At 69.6% G+C, this 17387-nt stretch carries 17 protein-coding genes and 2 pseudogenes; 5 read left to right on the top strand and 14 right to left on the bottom strand.

Going from position 1 to position 17387, the window contains the following annotated elements; translation table 11 throughout:
- Nucleotides 1-11: 11 nt before the first annotated feature.
- From B9S64_RS10645 to B9S64_RS10635, 3 genes are all read right to left on the bottom strand, one after another.
- Entirely contained in the window at nt 12-818 is an 807-nt protein-coding gene (locus tag B9S64_RS10645) for a hypothetical protein (protein WP_103491578.1), read from the bottom strand.
- Between the two features lie 334 nt (nt 819-1152).
- The gene (locus B9S64_RS34980) at nt 1153-1701 is read right to left on the bottom strand and encodes a hypothetical protein (RefSeq protein ID WP_103491579.1); all 549 of its coding nucleotides are present in this window, start codon (nt 1699-1701) and stop codon (nt 1153-1155) included.
- A complete protein-coding gene (locus B9S64_RS10635; protein WP_103491580.1) occupies nt 1701-2246 on the bottom strand; it encodes a hypothetical protein in 546 nt (181 codons plus the stop codon). Before B9S64_RS10635 ends, B9S64_RS34980 begins: the two co-directional genes overlap by 1 nt.
- A gap of 232 nt (nt 2247-2478) precedes the next feature.
- Between B9S64_RS10635 and B9S64_RS10630 the strand changes: the two genes are divergently transcribed.
- Both B9S64_RS10630 and B9S64_RS10625 read left to right on the top strand, forming a co-directional pair.
- Nucleotides 2479-2718: a tetratricopeptide repeat protein gene (locus B9S64_RS10630; RefSeq protein ID WP_103491581.1), complete on the top strand. Its 240-nt coding sequence runs from the start codon at nt 2479-2481 to the stop codon at nt 2716-2718.
- 142 nt (nt 2719-2860) lie between these two features.
- Nucleotides 2861-3319, top strand: coding sequence for a DUF6086 family protein (locus B9S64_RS10625; protein ID WP_258037881.1), 459 nt, complete (start codon nt 2861-2863; stop codon nt 3317-3319).
- A gap of 279 nt (nt 3320-3598) precedes the next feature.
- Here B9S64_RS10625 and B9S64_RS10620 read toward each other — a convergent pair whose 3' ends face one another.
- The 11 genes and pseudogenes from B9S64_RS10620 to B9S64_RS10570 form a co-directional block, all read right to left on the bottom strand.
- The gene (locus tag B9S64_RS10620) at nt 3599-4369 is read right to left on the bottom strand and encodes a bifunctional 2-polyprenyl-6-hydroxyphenol methylase/3-demethylubiquinol 3-O-methyltransferase UbiG (RefSeq protein WP_103491582.1); all 771 of its coding nucleotides are present in this window, start codon (nt 4367-4369) and stop codon (nt 3599-3601) included.
- 168 nt (nt 4370-4537) lie between these two features.
- Nucleotides 4538-5674, bottom strand: a pseudogene (locus tag B9S64_RS10615) (MarR family transcriptional regulator).
- Nucleotides 5675-6202: 528 nt separating this feature from the next.
- Nucleotides 6203-6754 (bottom strand): GNAT family N-acetyltransferase, encoded by a 552-nt coding sequence (locus B9S64_RS10610; RefSeq protein ID WP_258037887.1) that lies wholly within the window; start codon nt 6752-6754, stop codon nt 6203-6205.
- 7 nt (nt 6755-6761) lie between these two features.
- Entirely contained in the window at nt 6762-7250 is a 489-nt protein-coding gene (locus tag B9S64_RS10605; RefSeq protein WP_258037882.1) for a lasso peptide biosynthesis B2 protein, read from the bottom strand.
- Nucleotides 7251-7482: 232 nt separating this feature from the next.
- Nucleotides 7483-9309, bottom strand: a pseudogene (locus B9S64_RS34975) (albusnodin/ikarugamycin family macrolactam cyclase).
- 64 nt (nt 9310-9373) lie between these two features.
- A complete protein-coding gene (locus B9S64_RS10590; RefSeq protein WP_107498631.1) occupies nt 9374-9511 on the bottom strand; it encodes an albusnodin family lasso peptide in 138 nt (45 codons plus the stop codon).
- A gap of 88 nt (nt 9512-9599) precedes the next feature.
- Nucleotides 9600-9944: an ATP-binding protein gene (locus tag B9S64_RS34155; RefSeq protein WP_103491587.1), complete on the bottom strand. Its 345-nt coding sequence runs from the start codon at nt 9942-9944 to the stop codon at nt 9600-9602.
- Between the two features lie 310 nt (nt 9945-10254).
- The gene (locus B9S64_RS10585; RefSeq protein ID WP_146060122.1) at nt 10255-11601 is read right to left on the bottom strand and encodes a helix-turn-helix transcriptional regulator; all 1347 of its coding nucleotides are present in this window, start codon (nt 11599-11601) and stop codon (nt 10255-10257) included.
- Nucleotides 11602-11694: 93 nt separating this feature from the next.
- Nucleotides 11695-12033: a hypothetical protein gene (locus B9S64_RS10580; RefSeq protein WP_103491589.1), complete on the bottom strand. Its 339-nt coding sequence runs from the start codon at nt 12031-12033 to the stop codon at nt 11695-11697.
- 143 nt (nt 12034-12176) lie between these two features.
- A complete protein-coding gene (locus tag B9S64_RS10575) occupies nt 12177-12389 on the bottom strand; it encodes a hypothetical protein (RefSeq protein ID WP_103491590.1) in 213 nt (70 codons plus the stop codon).
- An 83-nt stretch (nt 12390-12472) separates the two neighbouring features.
- Nucleotides 12473-13855, bottom strand: a complete 1383-nt coding sequence (locus B9S64_RS10570) for an MFS transporter (protein ID WP_219818785.1) — start codon at nt 13853-13855, stop codon at nt 12473-12475.
- A 278-nt stretch (nt 13856-14133) separates the two neighbouring features.
- On the opposite strand from B9S64_RS10570, the gene B9S64_RS10565 reads away from it, so the two are divergent.
- From B9S64_RS10565 to B9S64_RS10555, 3 genes are read left to right on the top strand one after another with little or no spacing between them, the layout of a single operon-like run.
- Nucleotides 14134-15024, top strand: a complete 891-nt coding sequence (locus B9S64_RS10565; RefSeq protein ID WP_258037883.1) for a DUF6282 family protein — start codon at nt 14134-14136, stop codon at nt 15022-15024.
- 13 nt (nt 15025-15037) lie between these two features.
- Nucleotides 15038-16327: an MFS transporter gene (locus B9S64_RS10560; RefSeq protein WP_103491592.1), complete on the top strand. Its 1290-nt coding sequence runs from the start codon at nt 15038-15040 to the stop codon at nt 16325-16327.
- Complete coding sequence (locus B9S64_RS10555; protein ID WP_103491593.1) at nt 16324-17361, top strand: dihydroorotate dehydrogenase; 1038 nt, start codon at nt 16324-16326, stop codon at nt 17359-17361. The genes B9S64_RS10560 and B9S64_RS10555 overlap by 4 nt, the downstream gene beginning before the upstream one ends.
- The last annotated feature ends 26 nt before the right edge of the window (nt 17362-17387 follow it).

Raw genomic sequence — 17387 nt, 5'->3', positions numbered from 1 at the left:
AGGCGGCCGCCCTACTCGGGCGCTTCGATGGTGACCGGCTTGCCGAGGTCGTAGAAGTGCTGGAGCGTGGTGCTGGGCGCACCGCCGGTGTCGGAGGTGCCCTGGGCGCCCACCGGGGTGGCGTCGTCCTCCAGCCACACGATGTACTCGGTCATCGTCGCGCCGTTCCAGGTGAACGGCTTGGTGTTGGTGATGCGCCAGGCGTTGGTGTCCTCGCCGTTCTCCAGGGAGATCAGGGCCTTCTCGGTATCGACCTTCCACTCCGGGGAGGTGGCGATGATGTCTGCCGTCACCTGCGGGTCCGAGAGCGCCCGGTAGGCCTTGCCGACCGAGGCGACGACGACCGCCCCGGCGTCACCGTCCGGATCACCCTTGACCCATGTCCCGTTGGTCTTGATCCACTCCTCGTCACCGAGGAACACGAACGAGGTCGCGCCGTCCTGCCCGTCCTCCCCGTCGATGTCCCCCGCCATCGCCGGGTCGTCCCCGAACCGGAACCGCGTGGTACCCGACCGGTCCCCGGAGAGCACGTACTCGGTGCCGGTGCCGTAGGCCTCCATCGCGGCGACCACACAGGCGGCCAGGTCCTTGCCGGAAATCGTCGCCCCCGATTCCAGCGGCACGCCCTCGCAGGCGGCGGGGGTGGTGTAGCCGGTGGCCGAACTCTCTTCCGGCGCCGGGGAGTCGGACGCGGCGGGCGACGACGCCACCGGCTCCTTGGCGTCCGCGTCCGCGTCGTCGGACGAGCATCCCATGAGGAGGACGGCCCCGATCGCGGTGGTCGTGAGCGCTGCCATGACGTGCTTCGGTCTACCCATGGGCGGGATGGTAGCCGAGCGTTCGGGTCGCGTGGCGGGCCGGTTCACCATGAGGGAACGACCCCTATGGTAAAGGAAATGTAAAGGCATGCAACCTTTCCGTACCTTCCGTCGTCGTATTCGGCGTCGGGGCTTCCGGGGGGAGTCCGGGGGGAACAGGAAGGCCCGGCGGAGGGGGAGAACGAGGGGGGTCCGGCCGCATGGCCGGACCCCATTCGGCCTTCCGGGGACAGGCCCCACTTCCGGGGACAGGCCCTACCTTGCTAGGACAGGCCCTACCCTGCGGGGACAGGCCCCACCGCCCCGCGCACCCGGCCGGGCGGCCCCGATCGCCTCACGCGAGCAGCGGTGGCGAGGGCAGCCCGAAGTGGTCCGCGATGATCCGGAGCGTGTGCGCGCCGTCGGCGTTGAAACCGGGATCGGCGTCGTACCCCGTCTCCCGGCCGACGATCCCGGCGTCGAGCAGCTCGCGTACCAGCAGGTCCCCGCTCCGTCGCGACTCGCGGCGGCCGCCCATGTTGAAGTAGTTCAGCGCGAAGCCGCCACGGCTGTGGACGAACTGGAACGGGTGGGCTTCACAGTGCGGAACCGAGTAGTGCTGCCCGTGCTCGCACGCGCAGTCGGGCGTGGACGCCAGGAACACGGTCTCCGCCGGCTCGGGTCCTTCCACACGGTCCGTGTAACGGAATCCGGTGACCCGGCCGGCCAGCTCGCAGACCGATATCCCGTCCGAGGCGGGGTGCGCGTCATGGGTCACCCACGTCCATCCGGACGACTGCCCGGCGCTGGTCGGGGGAAGCCCCGCTTCGGCGTAGACGGCGGACAGCGTGGGCAGGCTCATGCCCTTGCAGAAGGTGACGTACGTGTCCGGGGCGAGCCGCATCACCGCGCCGCCACCTTCGCGGCCAGCGGAGGCGACGGCAGGACGAAGAAGTCCGCGATCGTCTTCACGAGCCGTTCCTCGTCGTCGTCCCGATGCTCGGAACAGTCATGGCCATCGCCCTCCCCCCATCCGCAATCCGCTCCAGGGCCTATGAGGTTCGCGGCCAGAAGCTCGGCGGAGAGGTGGTCCGGGTTCTCGCCCACCCGCTGCTCCACGTCCTCGAAGCTGAAGTGGAGGACCATACGGCCGTCCCGGTAGTACGAGAAGTCCGGCCCGTGCGCCTTCGCGCTGCACGGCTCGGTCACGAAGACGACGATCTCCCCGCCGCCTTGGGAGATGCCGACGTAGTCGACCAGCTCGTAGTCGTCGGCCTCGAAGCTCAGCATGTCGTGGACCGCCCAGGTCCAACCGTTCGCCACGCCATGGGCCAGGGGCTCGCGGAGCAGGTCCCGCAGCCGCCCGACGAGCGCGTCGGGGGCCAGCCCGCGAGCGAAGACGAGGTTGACCTCATGGTCGGGGAACGAGTGATGGGTCCAGTCAGTCATGTCGTGGACCCTATGCGGCGGCACTGACAATCCGTCATGGTCCGGCTGGCGGTCGGCAGCGCCCGCCACCGTGACTCGCGGACCGTCGCGCCCCGAGCCGCATCCGGCCGCGTCCCGACCCGCGATCGGTCCCAGCCGGCCCACAAGGTGCGCGGCCGGGCGCCCCGGTGTGGTTCCCCGGCCCCTGCCCGGTTCCTTCCTGAAGGGGTGTCCGGACCGCGATACTCGCCCCGTGGAGTGGTTCGAGCGGGCCCGAGCGGCGGAGGAGACCCACGACTGGGACACGGCTATCGATCTGCTCGACCGTGCCCGGGACGGCGACCGCGGCGCCCTGTACGTCCTCGTCCGACTGCTCTGCGAGACAGGCCGCTCCGAGGAGGCCCGCCGGGCGGTCCTGAGCATCGCGCCGGACGACACGTACGCCCACCACATCCTGGAGCCCCACCGGCCGCCGCCGCTCGGCACGACGTGACTGATCCGTGCGGCCGGCCCACAGGGGGGCGGTCAACGGGCCGGTTCCGTAACCACGTTGGTTTTCACCGCTGCTGGCCGTGGCTCACTTTTCGTAGAGGGCTGACTGGCCGTAATGTCATGTGCTCGAGACGCTGGCTGGTATGCCTGCCCAGCAGAAAGAGGCTGCATTGAGCCAGTACTACGACATGGGCGACCAGACCCTGTGGAACCCGTCCAACGGAGCCTCCCGGCTGTTCATCAGCCAGGTGAGTGTCTACCAGGCCGAACTGGGACTGCCCTCCGGCATCGGTCCCATGCAGGCCGACGAGTGCCAGATCGACCCTCTCGTGTTCAGTGAGTTCGTCGATGCCCTGATCGCATGGCACCGGAGGACGAGTCACGTGGTCATGACTGCCCTGTCCGAGGGCTTCGTCGCCACGGTGCTGGTTTTGGCGGAGAGGGCAGGCATCGAGGTGAACTGGCTGCCGACAGGTTCCGCCGAGGACGGGGGCCTCAATGATGTTCAGGTCCCGGCGGTCCCGGTTGCCTCTGAGGACGTGTGGGCGACCGCCCTTCGGGACAAGTCACGTGAGTTGGGCCGGTTCATGGCGTTTGAGTAGAGCAAGACGCGCTTGCGGCGGAGATTGAAGCCGACGACGACCGTCATGACCAGCTTCCGCAGTCGGGGCAGACGGCCCCAGCCACCGTGCTTCGCGCCTCCATACGTACCGCCTCGTCGCTCACGTCGACCGACGGCACCGCACATCGGCGATTGACGGGAACAGCACCTCTGCCAGCCCGGTGGACCACTTCTTCCACGGTCCGAACTGTCAGCCTCACCGCACCCGGAACGGCTCAACTCCGGGCAACTTCCCCAGGGCTTGCCCGCTCGACCACCGTCACTCAGGTGCATGCTCCACGGAAGGCGAGTCAGAACCCCGCTTCTGACGGCGCCGCGCCACGAAGACGAACTCCTTGCCCGGCCTGTCCGGCGCATCCCGCACCTCCTCCACCTCGAACCCCTGTGCGCCCAGATCCCGTTCGACCTTCGCTCGCTCCCGGAACCGCAGCGTCGAATCCGAGGTCAGCATCTGCCCGTCCGCCGCGAACGCATAGGTCCACCGGAAGGAGACCAGTGGCCCGTCGACCGAGGTGACCTCGACCCAGCTCTCCACCGCGCCTGCGCCCGGGATTTCCGTCACCGTGCGCGAGTCCGCGGGAGTCCACTGCTCCCAGGCCCGCGCCGCCGGGTCCCGGGTTTCGAACACGAGCCGCCCGCCGGGTCGTAGCGAGTCGTACGCCACCCGCAAGGTAGCGGACCAGTCCTGCGGATCGGCAATGGCCTGGGCGACGTTCGCCGTCATGGTGACGAGATCGACCTGAAGCGGCGGGAGGGCCTCCGCATCCCCACAGATCCACCGCACCCGTTCCCCGCCCGGCTTGGACCGCGCCACGTCGAGGGACGCACGGGCGGGATCGACCCCCACCACCTCGATACCGCGCCCGGCCAACAGGAGGGCGAACACCCCGGTCCCGCATCCGATGTCCAGCACCCGACGCGCCCCGAAGTCGTCGGCCATCCGGAGATAGGGGTCGAGGTCACCTCGGTCGGGGTCGAGAGGATCGTAGAGCGGGGCCAGGCGGGGGTGCGCGAAGCATGCGTCAGCCATGGGGACGACGGTAGGGCGGAGCCGGACCGGGCGAACATCGAATTCGGGGACAGCCGGACCGGTGGATCCACCGTCTGCGGGCCCTCACGGACATCGGCCGCGTCCCCGCGCCTGAAGAGGGCCCTGGTAGGGGGAACATGCGCTCGTCGGGGATCGGGGGCCAGGAGGTCAGGGGGTTTGCATCAGGTTGCGGAGACTGTCGACGAGTGCGTGGACGTCGCGCTGCTCGGGGACCTCGACGGGAGTGGGCGCCCCGGCCTCCGGGGAAGGCGTACGGCAGGACCGGCAGAGGCCGCCCGGCAGGGCTTCGGGCGGTCCGGGCACCCCGCATTCGGTGCACTCCATCAAGACCCGGCGCACGGGGGCGTCGGATGCGACCGGTGACGGTGCCGTCGGTAGCCGGGGCGGGATCTTGTCCATGAGCCGACGCCGTACGAAGCCGACGGGCGAGTCGACGTGTGAGGGGAGCCCGGCCGTGAGAGCGAGGGTGAGGTATTCCGTGTCCACACCCCGCTCCAGCCATGCGGAGGCCGCTTCTTCGAGTACCGCGCAGTCGGCGGCGGACAGGGCCAGGCGTGGTTCGCGGCGTCCGAGTCGGGCGAGGGCGAGGTACGCGGGCGAGGGACCGGCCGGGGTCTCCTCGGCGGCGGTCCGCTGCGCGGGGACGACAGGCGGCGAGGCGGGCGGACGCTGGGCCGAAGTGGACGGATGCTCAGCCGAGACGGCCGGGCGCTGAGCCGAGGCGGCCGGATGACCAGCCGGGGATGCCGGGACCGCCTCGTCGGCCCAGGTCGGCGGTGGAGCGACCTCCGATGCCGCCTCGACCACCGGGACGGGCACGACTGCCGGGGCGGGCACGACTGCCGGAGCGGCCGGTTCAGCCGGGGCTTCCGGGTGGTTTCCGGCGCCGTCGCGGGTGAACGTGTCCCACTACGCGCTGTCGTGTGCCGTACGCGACCAGTACGTCCGGGTCACCCAGCGGCTCTGACCGGCCTCGACCACTTGGCACCGCACACGCCGCAGATGACCGGCCACTCCCAGGGCCCGCAACGCGCTGCCGACGGCCATCTGTCCGTACAGCGGAAGTGCCTTGGCCAGCGACTTGACGTCCATGGCGCACCCGTCGGGCAGCCGGTCCACGTACCCGGCGACGTATCGCTCCCGTTCCGGCAGAAGCGCGAAGTCGGCAGCACGGGGCGGGCGTTGGCCGAGCGCGGTGCGCTTGCCGTAGCCGTGGTGGGCTCTGGCGTACGGGCGTGAGGCTGCGGGGGCGGGCAGGGCAGGGCTAAGCTTCTCGGTAGCCACGAGATCGGGGTCCGTTCGATCTTGGGGTGAGACCCCGTCCGGTGTTGTTAGCGCCGCGTCGGGGTCGTTTCGTTGAGGGCACCGTAGACAGTCGTGACAGTCCGCTGCAAACTGATCACGAATAGTCATATTTGCTGGCTATGGAGGGGTGGGGAGGCGGGGAGGTTTTCGCTACCCCCTTCTTTCCCTACCGGACAACGACACCGCTCGAATCCCGAACCCCGCGTCCCGGCCCCCGAATCCCGAAGCTCAAGCGCCGGGCCCCGCGCCCTCTCCGTACCCACGAAAGAGTGAGCCGCCCTGTCCCGGCCCTCGAAGCCCGAGCTTCGGGCCCCGGGACGCGTCGCGTGGCGTCGATCGACACAGCGGCGGACAGGAGGACGTAGGGGCGGGGCACGGACGACTCCATGGGGTGGGCGGAGTGGAGCAGGCGGCATTCAGGATGCGATCGAGTGCGGCTTCGGAACTCGGTGACGCCCACCTCATATGCGGCAGGGGCCGACGCCTGATCGTCAGGCCGACGGCGACTCACGGCATCAGTGGGCTGATGACCGAGGGCGGGGAAACGTCGGAGCTGAGGGTGTCCATGAGCAACTCGTCGCAGACCTGCCCGAGCCAGTACCCGGCTTGGCGGAGGGTGCCTGCGGTGCGGAAACCGGCCCGTTCGTATGCGCGGACGGCGGGCTTGTTGGGGGCCAGCACCTTCAGCCAGACCATCCGCAGGTTGGTGATGTGGAAGGCGTAGTCCAGGGTCAGTCGGGTGGCGGCGGTTCCCAGTCCCATGCCGCGGGCCTCAGGAGCGAGCATCACGACGTACTCGGCCGTGCGCACCGAGGGATCGGGCAACAGGGTGGTGACCCCTACCGGTTCTGGCGTTCCGTCGGTGAGGTGGTAGACGGTGAACCGAATGTTGTCGCCGCGGAGCTGGTGGGCGATGCCCTCGGTGCGGGCCTCCAGGGACTCCGGTTGCTGGCGGCCGTAGCCGATGAGCGAGGCGGGGTCCTGCTCCCACCGCCAGTACGTCTCCACGAGGTCGGCCTGGTAGGGGCCGAGTCCGCAGACGTCGTCGCGGACCCAGATGATTGGTTCAGGACTGGTGATGGTGGGCTCCGAGAGTGAGAACGGGTGTGAAGGCGCTGGTGGAGAGGGGTTCGGCGATTGGCGTGCCGTCCTCAGTCTGCACCCAGGCATGCAGCCGGACGGGGTCCGCGGCGATTCCGTGGCACCAGGTGACACCGAGACAACGGGAGGCCATCAGTAGTACGGCGGCGGCGGACTCCTCCAAGCAGGCGCTGCGCCCAGGGGAGTTCCACCCGGCGGCCCGGACGGCGAGTACTGCGGCGGCCGCCTGCTCAGGGGTGGCCGGGCGGCGACGAGTTGACGTGGCTCGGTGGACGGTGCGGATGACGCGGAGCATGGTCGTACGACGGTGGCCGACGGCCTTGACGGCTGCCACGGCGGACAGCGCTCCTGTGGCGCGAAGCAGGTCAAGAGGCGGAACGGAACGGGGGCGTGCCGTGCCGGCGGGGTGCTCGACGCTTCCCCAACTGGCCGTCGCCGTCGTGGCCCTGGTCACTGGCCAGGGGCGAGGTCCCGAGGTGGGGGCGAGGAACCCGGAGGTCAGCAGGTGGGTGGCCAGTGGACCAGGGAGCCGGCCAGGGCGACCCGTGCGGGCGGCCTCGCGGAAACGCTCGGCGGTGGTGGGTAAGAGGCCCTTCACGTCGCCTGTGCGGTAGTCGATGAGGACCACGACGTGGCCGAAGTCCACGGCACGGAAGTGTGGAAGAACGGTGGCGAAGGCGGAGAGCTCATCCACGGGGCGCGCTCGCTTCCGGGGCGCGAGTCCAGCCAGGGGACGGGCCGCCGTGATGGGCGGTCAGCCACGCCTCAGCGGTCAGGGCCTGTTCAAGGGTGGCGAGCGGCATCGGCAGGCCGGCGGCGGCCTGGGCCAGATGGTGGCGGAACGGCCCGGGACGGATCAGGCCGAGGGCGGCAAGGTGGCCGTTCGCCAAGGTCGACAACTCCGGCAGGTTGGCCCGGAGGCCGGCGTAATGGTCGGCATCGAAGCTGCCCTTGGTGGTGCGGTCGGCGGTCTCGGGCGGCAGCACTCCTGCCATGGCGCGGGCCAGTACCGGCTTGTAGGCATACAGCGGCGGGCGTCGGCCGATCGGCGTGGTCAGGACCGTGTTCACCACCATGGGGTCAAGGAACGGGTTGTGCGTCTGGATGCCGCACGATGCGGCGAGTTGGGCGTCGGCCGCGGCGGTGCGCGCGACCTCGCGGATCTCGTCCACCAGCACACGTACCGAGTGGTCGAGGCCCGGCAACGGGTCAGCTTCGGCGGCTGCTTGGTGAGCGGCGTCGACCAGCAGGCGGACCGCCGGTGGGGCGGCCCAGGCGGGACAGGGAAGCAACGGGAACCAGGTGACCTTGCCGTGATCGTTGCGGGTCGGATCCCCGACCTCGTTGGCGAGGACCTCCAGCGCTTGGAAACGGCTGGCGCACGCCGTGCGCGCGGACGAAGCCAGCAAGGGGCCGACCGAGGTGTGGCGGAGTCGTGCCCAGCCGAGTGCCTCGCCTGCCACCCGGCGAAGGAGGCGGTGACGGATCAGATCGGCGAGGTGGATCGGAGGCTGGAAAAGGATGCTGTCGCCGCCGTCGCCGGTCAGGTGCGTCCGGCTACCCAACGCTTGCTTCATTCAGTCAAGTTGGTGGACCAGGCGGGTGCGCGTCAGAGTCGAGGGTGCCGGTTCGTCTGTTGTCGTCGCTTCAGTGATCGCGGTGTACGGCAGATGTCGACTGGTGAGTGGCAGCAGATGATGGGTGAGGCGGCGCGGGTGGCGGGCTGCGGCCAGACGGGCATGGCGCAGATCAGCTCCGCCGAGGTCCCCGTCGGGATGGACCGTGACCGCGTTCAGCCGGCGCCCGGTCGGCAAGGAAGCCGTCGCAAGCATCGAGATGCTGGTGGAGTCCAGACCGCCCGACAGGTCACACGACAGCGACGGGTCCGTGTTGACGCGCAAGCCGACCGAAGCGGCCAAGGCGTGACGGAGTTGGACCTCAGGCACGTGATCCGGTAGCGGATCCGGCCGCCAGGTTGTGCCGACGCGCGGTTCGCCGCCGTCGGCGGGCAGCTCGATCCGGGCACCGGGCGACAGATGTCGTACGCCGTCGAAGAATGACCGGCCCGCCGCGAGAGTGGGGACCGAGGGCAGGAACACCGCACAGGCCAGACGCTGTACGTCTACCGGAGCGCCAGTCAGCGATGCCAGCAGTCGGGCCGATGTCGACCAGGCCCAGCCACCACCCCACCGGGTGGCGTAGACAGGCTGTGCGGCGACCGGATCGGTGTGGACCACCACCGTGTCCGTACCCTCCTCCACCATCGTCCAGACGCCAGGCCGACGACAGGCCACATCAGTAGGCGGTGGGGCACTGATCAGGGGCAACAGATCGGAGTCGTCAGCCCCGCAGTGGCCGAGCACCACAACGCGTCGGCGTGCGCTTCCCGTGGCCAACACGCGAGCCGGACTGTTGCCGAGTCGCCAGGTCGAAGAGCCGGGTGTGACCGGCGAGGCGCCGACGGGGAGTAGGCGGTGGGTGTGTGAGGGGATGCTGAACCCTCCGAAGATCACGGCTGTCTCCTTGCGAGGAGGGTGCTGCCGCCCCGGCCGAGGCCCGGGCGGCAGCACCGGGCGGTCAGCTGTTGTAGGCGCGGCGCTTGTCTTCGCTGTTGCCGCCGCCCTGACCTTCTGTCAGGGCGGCGGCGTCGCCGATCTGAACCAGCACGACACCGTCCTCGTTGCCGGTGTCCTCGGTGACGACCAGGTCATTCATTGGCTCTTCCTTTCCTTTGATTCCTGGATTTCGCACGGCTGAGCTCGTTGTCGACCGTGCACAGCACCGTGAGGTGCCATCTCCCGCCTCAGCAGTCGTAGGGCGGGAAGTCCGGTGACGGTGTTGTGTTTTCCAGCCGAAGCTCGGCGTGGACGGTTTTGCCGTCAGACGTGGGCGTGACGCCCCATCGCCGGCCGGTCAGGTGATGGACCAAAGCCAAGCCCCGGCCGCCCAACGCCTCGTCATCGACCAGGGACCGAACTGGTAGGGCTCGGGAACCGTCGGTGACGGAGATCCGCACCGACCCCTCACCGGTCCGCTCGACACCGAGGGACAACGGCCGTCGGCACTCGGTCTTGGCTGCGTTGGCGACCAGTTCCGATGTGATCAGCAGTGCATCGTCCGCCAAGCCGGACAGGCCCCAGTCGATCAACTTCTCCCGGATGAATCGGCGAGCTGCCGAAGCCGACTGGGGTCGGCACGGCAGATGGACCAGGGAGGGCCCCGCGCCTGTGCGCGCTGGGTCGGTGGAGGCGGGCACGGCGCCGGGCGGCGCCGTGCGATCCGAGCGGGTGCCGGAGGGCACGGCAGTGATGTTCCGCATCGCAGGGTCCTGATGGTGAGGTAGCTCATTCCGACGGTGCTGGGCACCGGCACCGGCTGGGCGCCGGTACGTCATCAGGAGACCGCGTTCACGGGTACCGCGTCCGTAGTCGGGCTACGGCCCGTAGCCCGACTACGGATCAGTTGAGGACAACGCCGGTGCGAACGGCGAAGTCGCGGACACCGGGCAGCTTGCGGTCGTGTCGCAGCAGACCGGTGGCGAGGTCACGGACGGCGCTGCGGTGCATTTCCTGCGGGGCCGCCTGTTCGGCGGCCAGCAGGGCCCTGAAGCACTGTTCGGGCTTGCCCCACTGGTCGAACGCGCGGGCCACGTCGGTGAAGAAGCGGGCCTGACGCTCGGCGGTCGGTAGGGCGGTGGGGTCGATGGTGCGGGCCAGTTCGATCGCGCGACCGGCGTCACCGAGTTCATAGTGCACAGAGAGCTCGTGCAGGGTGACGCTTTGGACGCCATGGGCCGTACCGGATGTCCGACTCGCAGCGGTGGCGTTTTCGGCGGCTTCGCGGATCAGCGCATGCGCAAAGGTGCGGTCACCTGTCTTCGCGGCGGTGTAAGCGGCAGTGGCGTACAGGCCGCCGCAAGCCGCCAGCCGCTGCACCTCGGGCGCTGAGGTGTCGGTGAGCAGGTCCCCGGCCGCGACCACCACGATGTCCGTCGCTCGCGTCAGGCTGCCCTGGCGGCGCCAGGAACTGGACACCATGCGATGCGCCTCGGCGACGACCAGAGGGTCGCCGCCGACCCGGGCGGAAGTGAGTGCCCGGTCGGCGGTGATGGCGACCAGATTGTTGTCGCCGATCTTGATGCAGAGTCGCGTGGCCAGGTTGTACAGCTCGGCGATGTTCCGCGCGCGCTGCTCCGCCGTGCCGACCGATTCAGCGGCGATGATCCGTCCCGGTAAAGCCTTGGCCAGGGTGTCGTACCGAGCCGTCTTGAACTCGCGCCGGGATGTCAGCAGCGAAGTCGCGACCGACTCCCCGGTCGGGTCGTACCTGGGTGGCGGCAGCCGGGCAGCCCCGTACAGCAGAAAGTCTTCCAGACCGGCCAGCGGTGTGCCCTCGGCGTGTGCGGACCGCTGGCCGACGACGGGTGAGAACAGGGCGGCAGCCGCCAGAGCCATGAACGGGCGGCGTCGCACATCGTCCTCCTCGGCAGCGCGCGTGCTCGTCAGCGTATCGGAGGGGGAGGCGCGTCGGCGTGATCTCGGGCGGTCGGCGGCCGGTTGCGGCAGCTCCGTCAGCGTGTCGAGTTCGAGCCCCAGCGCGGACGCGAGACGGCGGAGAAGGGTGAGGTCCTTCACCTGCTGTACGTCGCGTTCCACCTGTGACACCCAGTCTTCGCTGCGATCCACCTCTGCGGCCAGACGTAGCTGTGTCCACCCCAACTCGGTACGTCGGTACGCGATGCGTCTGCCGAACGTGATCCCGTTGCCGCCCACCCTGACCCCCGACATACGTGTCGAATCCACCACGGAACGTCACCGTACCGAGGGTGGACGTCACGGCGCAGGTGAATCGTCCTTACGTCGAGGACGTCTCGACGGGGCGTCGGCCCGGTCGCCGCCTCACCACCGGTCGCCGACGCGCACCTTGTCCCAGCGGCTCTTGGCGATGCACAGCTCGTGCCTGTCGTCGTCCAGCTCGATCTGCCAGCACTCCGGCTTGCGGTGCGAGACACGCTTGGTGCCGGTCTTCACCGTGGTGCACGACTTCTTGGACCTGCCGTTCTTCTTGGTCGTGGTGCACTGCCGCTTGGTGACCGGCTCGGTGGACCATGTGGTGCGGGCCGCCTTGTGCTCCTTCTCCGTGATCGTGCCGTGCACCTCGCTACTGCCGCAGGCGGCGAGCAGAAGGACGGCGACGGATATCGCGGCGAGGACGGTGGCGTTCCGGCGGACGGGCATGGTGAGTTCCCTACGGCACAGTGCGATGCCGGGCCGGACGGGGGATGGGCGACGGCGGTGGACAGCTCGCAGCATAAGGACGCGGGTCGGGTTTACGCCAGGGGGGCTGGGCGCGCACTCAGCTCCCCGGGGGTGGACTGCCCTCAGCCGTCGGGGACGGAGCGCCCTCGGCTGCCAGGGGCCGGGGCGCACCCGCACCCCGGGCCGGCGCCCGCGCCCGTGTCCGGGCCCGTGCCCGTCCCCGTCCGGCGTTCGGCGGCCAGGGTGAAGGCGTGTTCCGTGGGGGCCGGGATCCACTCGGCGGTGAAGAGGGAGAGCTGCCTCTCGACGAAGTCCTGGATCTTCCGTATCAGCATGTGACCTCCTGACGTGGTCGGCCCGGGAGCGGAAGCCGGTCCGGGCCCCCGCTCCCCGCCGTGCGGGGCATTTCGGGGCGGGGTCAGCCGTGAGCGGCGGCCCGGTCGGCGCCCATGTCTACGTCCTTCGTCTCCGGGCCGAGCGCCCCGCCCAACGTGATCAGCGCACCGGCGATGACGAGGAGTACGGCCGGACTGAGGTGAGCGGGCACCACGTGTGCCAACTGGCGTTGGTAGAAGACGTAGAAGGCGGGCGCGATGAGGGCCAGGCTGTAGCCGACGCCGTAACCGGTGGACCTGATCTCCGACGGGAAGCGTTCGGTCAGGTAGGCGGCGATCGGCCCGTAGGCGCCGATGGTGAAGAGGCCGAGCGCGACCCCGTATCCCAGCACGGGGCCGAAGCTGTGTTCCGAGGCCGTCATCAGGGTGTAGGCGCCGCCGCCGCCCACCGCGACCGCTATGCCGTACCCGATGTAGAAGGGTCTGCGGCCGATCCGCTGCGAGAGCACACCGTAGAAGGGATAGGAGACCGCCGCGGCGGCGTTCACGACGAGCATGGTCAGGGTGACCTGCGTGCTGTCCAGGTGGACGTGGGAGGCCAGTTGGGCGGGGGTGGCCGCGGCCTCCATGTTCGTGGCGAGCCAGGCGCCGGTCATGAGGACGAAGACCTGGACGAGTGCCTTCGGGTGGCGCAGCAGCAGCTGGAGGAACGGGGCCTTGGAGCCGGTCGGCGCGGAGGCGCCCGTGGCCGGGGGCTCGTGCACCTGCTTGCGGTAATAGAGGTAGAGGCCTGCCGCCAGCAGTGCCCCGATCACGAACGGAATGCGCCAGCCCCACTGCTGATAGGCGCTGTGCGGCCCGTGGGAGGGGATCACCTGGAGCAGCAGCAGCGTCAGTGCGGCGATCGCCACGTACGCGCCGGGCGAGGTCGAGGTGATGATCGACGCGTACAGTCCGCGCTTCTCTTTCGGGCTCCACTCCATGGCCAGGGGTACGGCGGTCGTGTACTCGCCGCCCAGGAAGATGCCGTCGACGAAGCGGAGCGCTATGAGCAGCCCGACCGACCAGCCGCCGATGGTCTCGTGTCCGGGCAGGCACGCGGTCAGCAACGTGGTGGCACCGAAGCCGGCGACGGCCACCAGCGTGGTCCGTTTGCGCCCCACGGTGTCGGCGAAGTGCCCGAAGATCACCGCGCCGAGCGGCCGGGCGAGCAGCGTCGAGACGAACACCAGGGAAGAGATCAGCGCGGCCGTCGAGGCGCTCGTCGTGGTCGGCTCGAAGTACGCCATGGCGGGAGCGAGCACCACGATCGGCAGGTAGATGTCGAACTGGTCCACGAAGTAGGCCAGGGTGCCGCCGCGGATGGCGGCCTTCGCCTTGCCGAGATCAGGACCGGGTGGCGAGGGCGGTTCGGGCGCGGTCGGTGCGGTGGAGGTCATCGACTCCCCGCCAACGGGTTTGACCATCGTGGCTCCTGGGGTGCGGAGTGCGCGGCGCCCGGCTTCCCGCCGAACGCGATGTTCACCAAATGAACGTGCCGACCATAAGTCGGTACCCGCGGGTACACAAGAGTCCGGCGACCCCGACGTCGGTCGTGATCTCCCCTTGACCACTAATCACGGGCCGCCTGCAGGTGGGGCCGGTGGTCGGCGAGGTCGTGCCGGCGTGCGTCGCCTGGTGGACCGCTCTTGACATGAGTGAACATGGTGAACTTAATATCCGTACTACGAACAAGGAGGTAGTCGTGACGACATCACGTCCTGCTGTTGCCAAGGTCCTCGACGGGCTGGTCGACATGCATGTCCACTCCGGCCCCAGCCCGTTCCCGCGGCGTTTCGACCATGTCGAGGCGGCTGAGGACGGTGCGCGCGTCAACATGCGCGCGATGGTGGCGAAGTCCCATCACCACAACACCCAGATGGACGTCCTGGCCATGAGGGGCCGTCTGGAGGGTGTCAAGGCACAGGTGTTCGGGGGTATCGCGCTGAACAGCACCATCGGCGGGCTCAACATCCACGCCGTACGGATGAGCCTGCGGATGGGCGGCAAGGTGGTGTGGTTCCCGACCATCTCGTCCGGCCGGCACATCGAGTGTCATCCCGAGGACGGCGCCTTCCCCACCACGACCGTGCCGCTCACCCTGGAGCGCATCGACATCGTCGACGGGCAGGGGGAGTTGCGCCCCGAGGTCCACGAGATCCTCGACGAGATCAAGGAGCAGGGGGCCGTCGTCAACGCCGGCCACATGTATCCCGAGTACATCCGCACCCTGTTCCAGGCCGCCCAGGCCAAGGGCATGAAGCGGCTCGTGGTGAGCCACCCCGACTTCGTCATAGGGGTGGAGCCGGAACTGTGCCGGGAGTTCACGGGACTCGGCGCGTTCATCGAGCACGAGGTCGGCATGTACGACCCCGAAGGCACCCAGAAGTGGGATCCGGCCCAGCTCTACCGCTGGATCGAGACCATCGGTGTCGAACACACCGTGCTCGCATCCGACTTCGGCCAGGCCGCCAATCCCAAGCCCGTGGACGCCTACCTCCGGGTCGCCGAAGCACTGCTCGACCTCGGCCTGCCCGAGAAGGACCTGCGCCGGATGACCTGTGACAACCCGTCCTACCTGCTCGATCTCGACTGAGGGGGAGGGCCGCGTGAACACCGAACGCCGCAAACTACGCCGGGTGGCCATGGCCTCCCTGGTGGGCACGACAGTCGAGTGGTACGACTTCTTCATCTACGGCACGGCGGCCGCACTCGCTCTCGGAGACCTGTTCTTCCCGTCGCTGAGCCCGACGGCGCAGACCCTGTCCGCCTTCGCCACGTTCGCCGTCGGGTTCCTGGCGAGGCCCCTCGGAGGCATCCTCTTCGGCCACATCGGCGACCGTGTCGGACGCAAGCACGTGCTGATCGTCACCCTGCTGCTGATGGGCTTCTCGACCTTCGCGATCGGTGTGCTGCCCACCTACGAGACCATCGGCGTCGCCGCACCGATCCTGCTGACGGTTCTTCGCTTCGTGCAGGGGATCGCGGTCGGCGGTGAATGGGGCGGAGCCGTACTGCTGGGTGTCGAACAGGCACCCGCCAAGCGCAAGACCTTCTACGGGTCGTTCGCGCAGGTCGGGTCCCCCCTGGGCGGGCTGCTGGCCGCCGCGGTGTTCGCCCTGGTCGAGTTGCTGCCCTCGGAGGCGCTGCACACGTGGGGCTGGCGGGTCCCGTTCCTGCTGTCCGTCGTCCTGATCGCGGTCGGGCAGATCATCCGCTCCAAGGTGGAGGAGGTACCGGTCGCACGACCGCAGGAGAAGGCGCGACTGCCGATCGGCACCGTGCTGCGGGATCACTGGACAGCGGTCCTGCTGGGCACCGGCGCCATGATCGTCACCCTGACCGGTTTCTATCTGTCCACCACGTTCCTCACGAGTTACGGAACCAAGCATCTCGGCTTCAGCGCCAACAACCTGCTGGTCGGCGCCATGCTGGTGTCCGTCGTACAGATCGTGGCCCTGCCCTTGGCGGCGATCCTGGCCGACCGCCGGGGCAGACAGCCGGTGATCCTGGTCGGCGCCCTGGTCACGGCGGCGCTCTCCGTCCCCCTGTTCGCCCTGGCGGACACCGGGAGTGTCCTGCTGCTCTGGGCGGGCATGGCCCTGTTCAACATCGGGCGGTCACTGGTGTACGGCCCACTGCCCGCGTTCGCGTCGGCGTTGTTCCCCGCCGAGGTGCGGTTCACCGGGATCTCCCTGTGCTACCAGCTCGCGGGCATCCTGGGCGGCGGCATCGCTCCCCTCGTGGCGGTCGCCCTCGTCGGCGAGGGCGAGCACTACCTCCCGGTCGCCCTCTACCTCGCCGCGACCGGTCTGCTCAGCGCCGCCTGTGTGTTCATGATCGGCCGGCGCGTCGATCACCTGGCCGAGCCGGCACCCGAGAAGGAGCTGATCGCATGACCGACCTGTCCACCGCGATCGGACCGCTCCGGCTCAAGAACCCGGTCATGGCCGCCTCGTCGGAGGCGACCATGACGGAGGAGGGGATCCGCGCCTGCCTCGACGCCGGTGCCGGGGCCGTCGTCGCCAAGTCGGTCAACGAGTCCCCGGCGGGGCGACGGCAGTTGCTCATCGCCGACTACGCGCTGCTCGGGCGCGCGGGCGAGACGGTCGACTGGCAGCGGTCCAGCGGGGACGAGACCCTGCTGTGCCGGTCGGGCCTCGCCCCCCTTGACGGCTGGCTCACCATGCTGGAACGTACGAGCCGGTACGCCCGCGGCCTCGGCTCGCACGTCATCGGCAGCATCACCGTGGCCGAGCCGGAACCGGCCGCGCGCATCGCCCGTGACATGGCCCCGGTCGTCTCGGCCGTCGAGCTCAACATCGGCGCGCCGCACGGACGCGAGGCGACCGCCGTCCGGCAGATCACGGGCGCGGAGATGGTGAAGCACTACACCCGCACCGTCCGTGCCGGGCTCGACGTCCCCCTCGTCGTGAAGCTGCCCGCCCAGGCCGAAAGCCCCCTGGAACTGGCGGCCGCGGCGCGAGACGCGGGGGCGGACGCCGTCTCGATGATCGGCCGGTTCAACGGCTTCTGGCCGGATCCGGTGACGAGCGAGCCGGTGCTCGGCTCGTGGGGCGCCGTGGGCGGTCCCGGAATGCTCCCGGTGAGCTTGTACTGGGTGTCGAAGACCTACGCCGCCGACCGCGAACTGCCCCTGATCGGGACCAACGGCGCGCGGAACGGCACCGACGTGGCGCGCTTCCTGCTGAGCGGCGCGCGGGCGGTGGAACTGGCCAGCGCGGTGCTGATGCGCGGGCCGGGCGTGCTGTCCGACTGTGTCCGGGACCTGGACACCGTACTGACCGAGGGCGGCTACGGGCGCGCCACCGACGCGGTGGGCGCGGCCGTGCGCCGGGCCCGGTCGTATGCGGACATTCCGCTCGGCGACGAGCCGCCCCGTCCGTGGGAGAACGGCCGAACTGCGCGTTGACGCTACGCCCGGCCGCCTGCCCGGAG

It is taken from the genome of Streptomyces sp. SM18, assembly GCF_002910775.2.
GTDB lineage: Bacteria > Actinomycetota > Actinomycetes > Streptomycetales > Streptomycetaceae > Streptomyces > Streptomyces halstedii.
The sequence above is the reverse complement of the archived record's forward strand: the minus strand, read 5'-3'. Positions and strand labels throughout refer to the sequence as shown.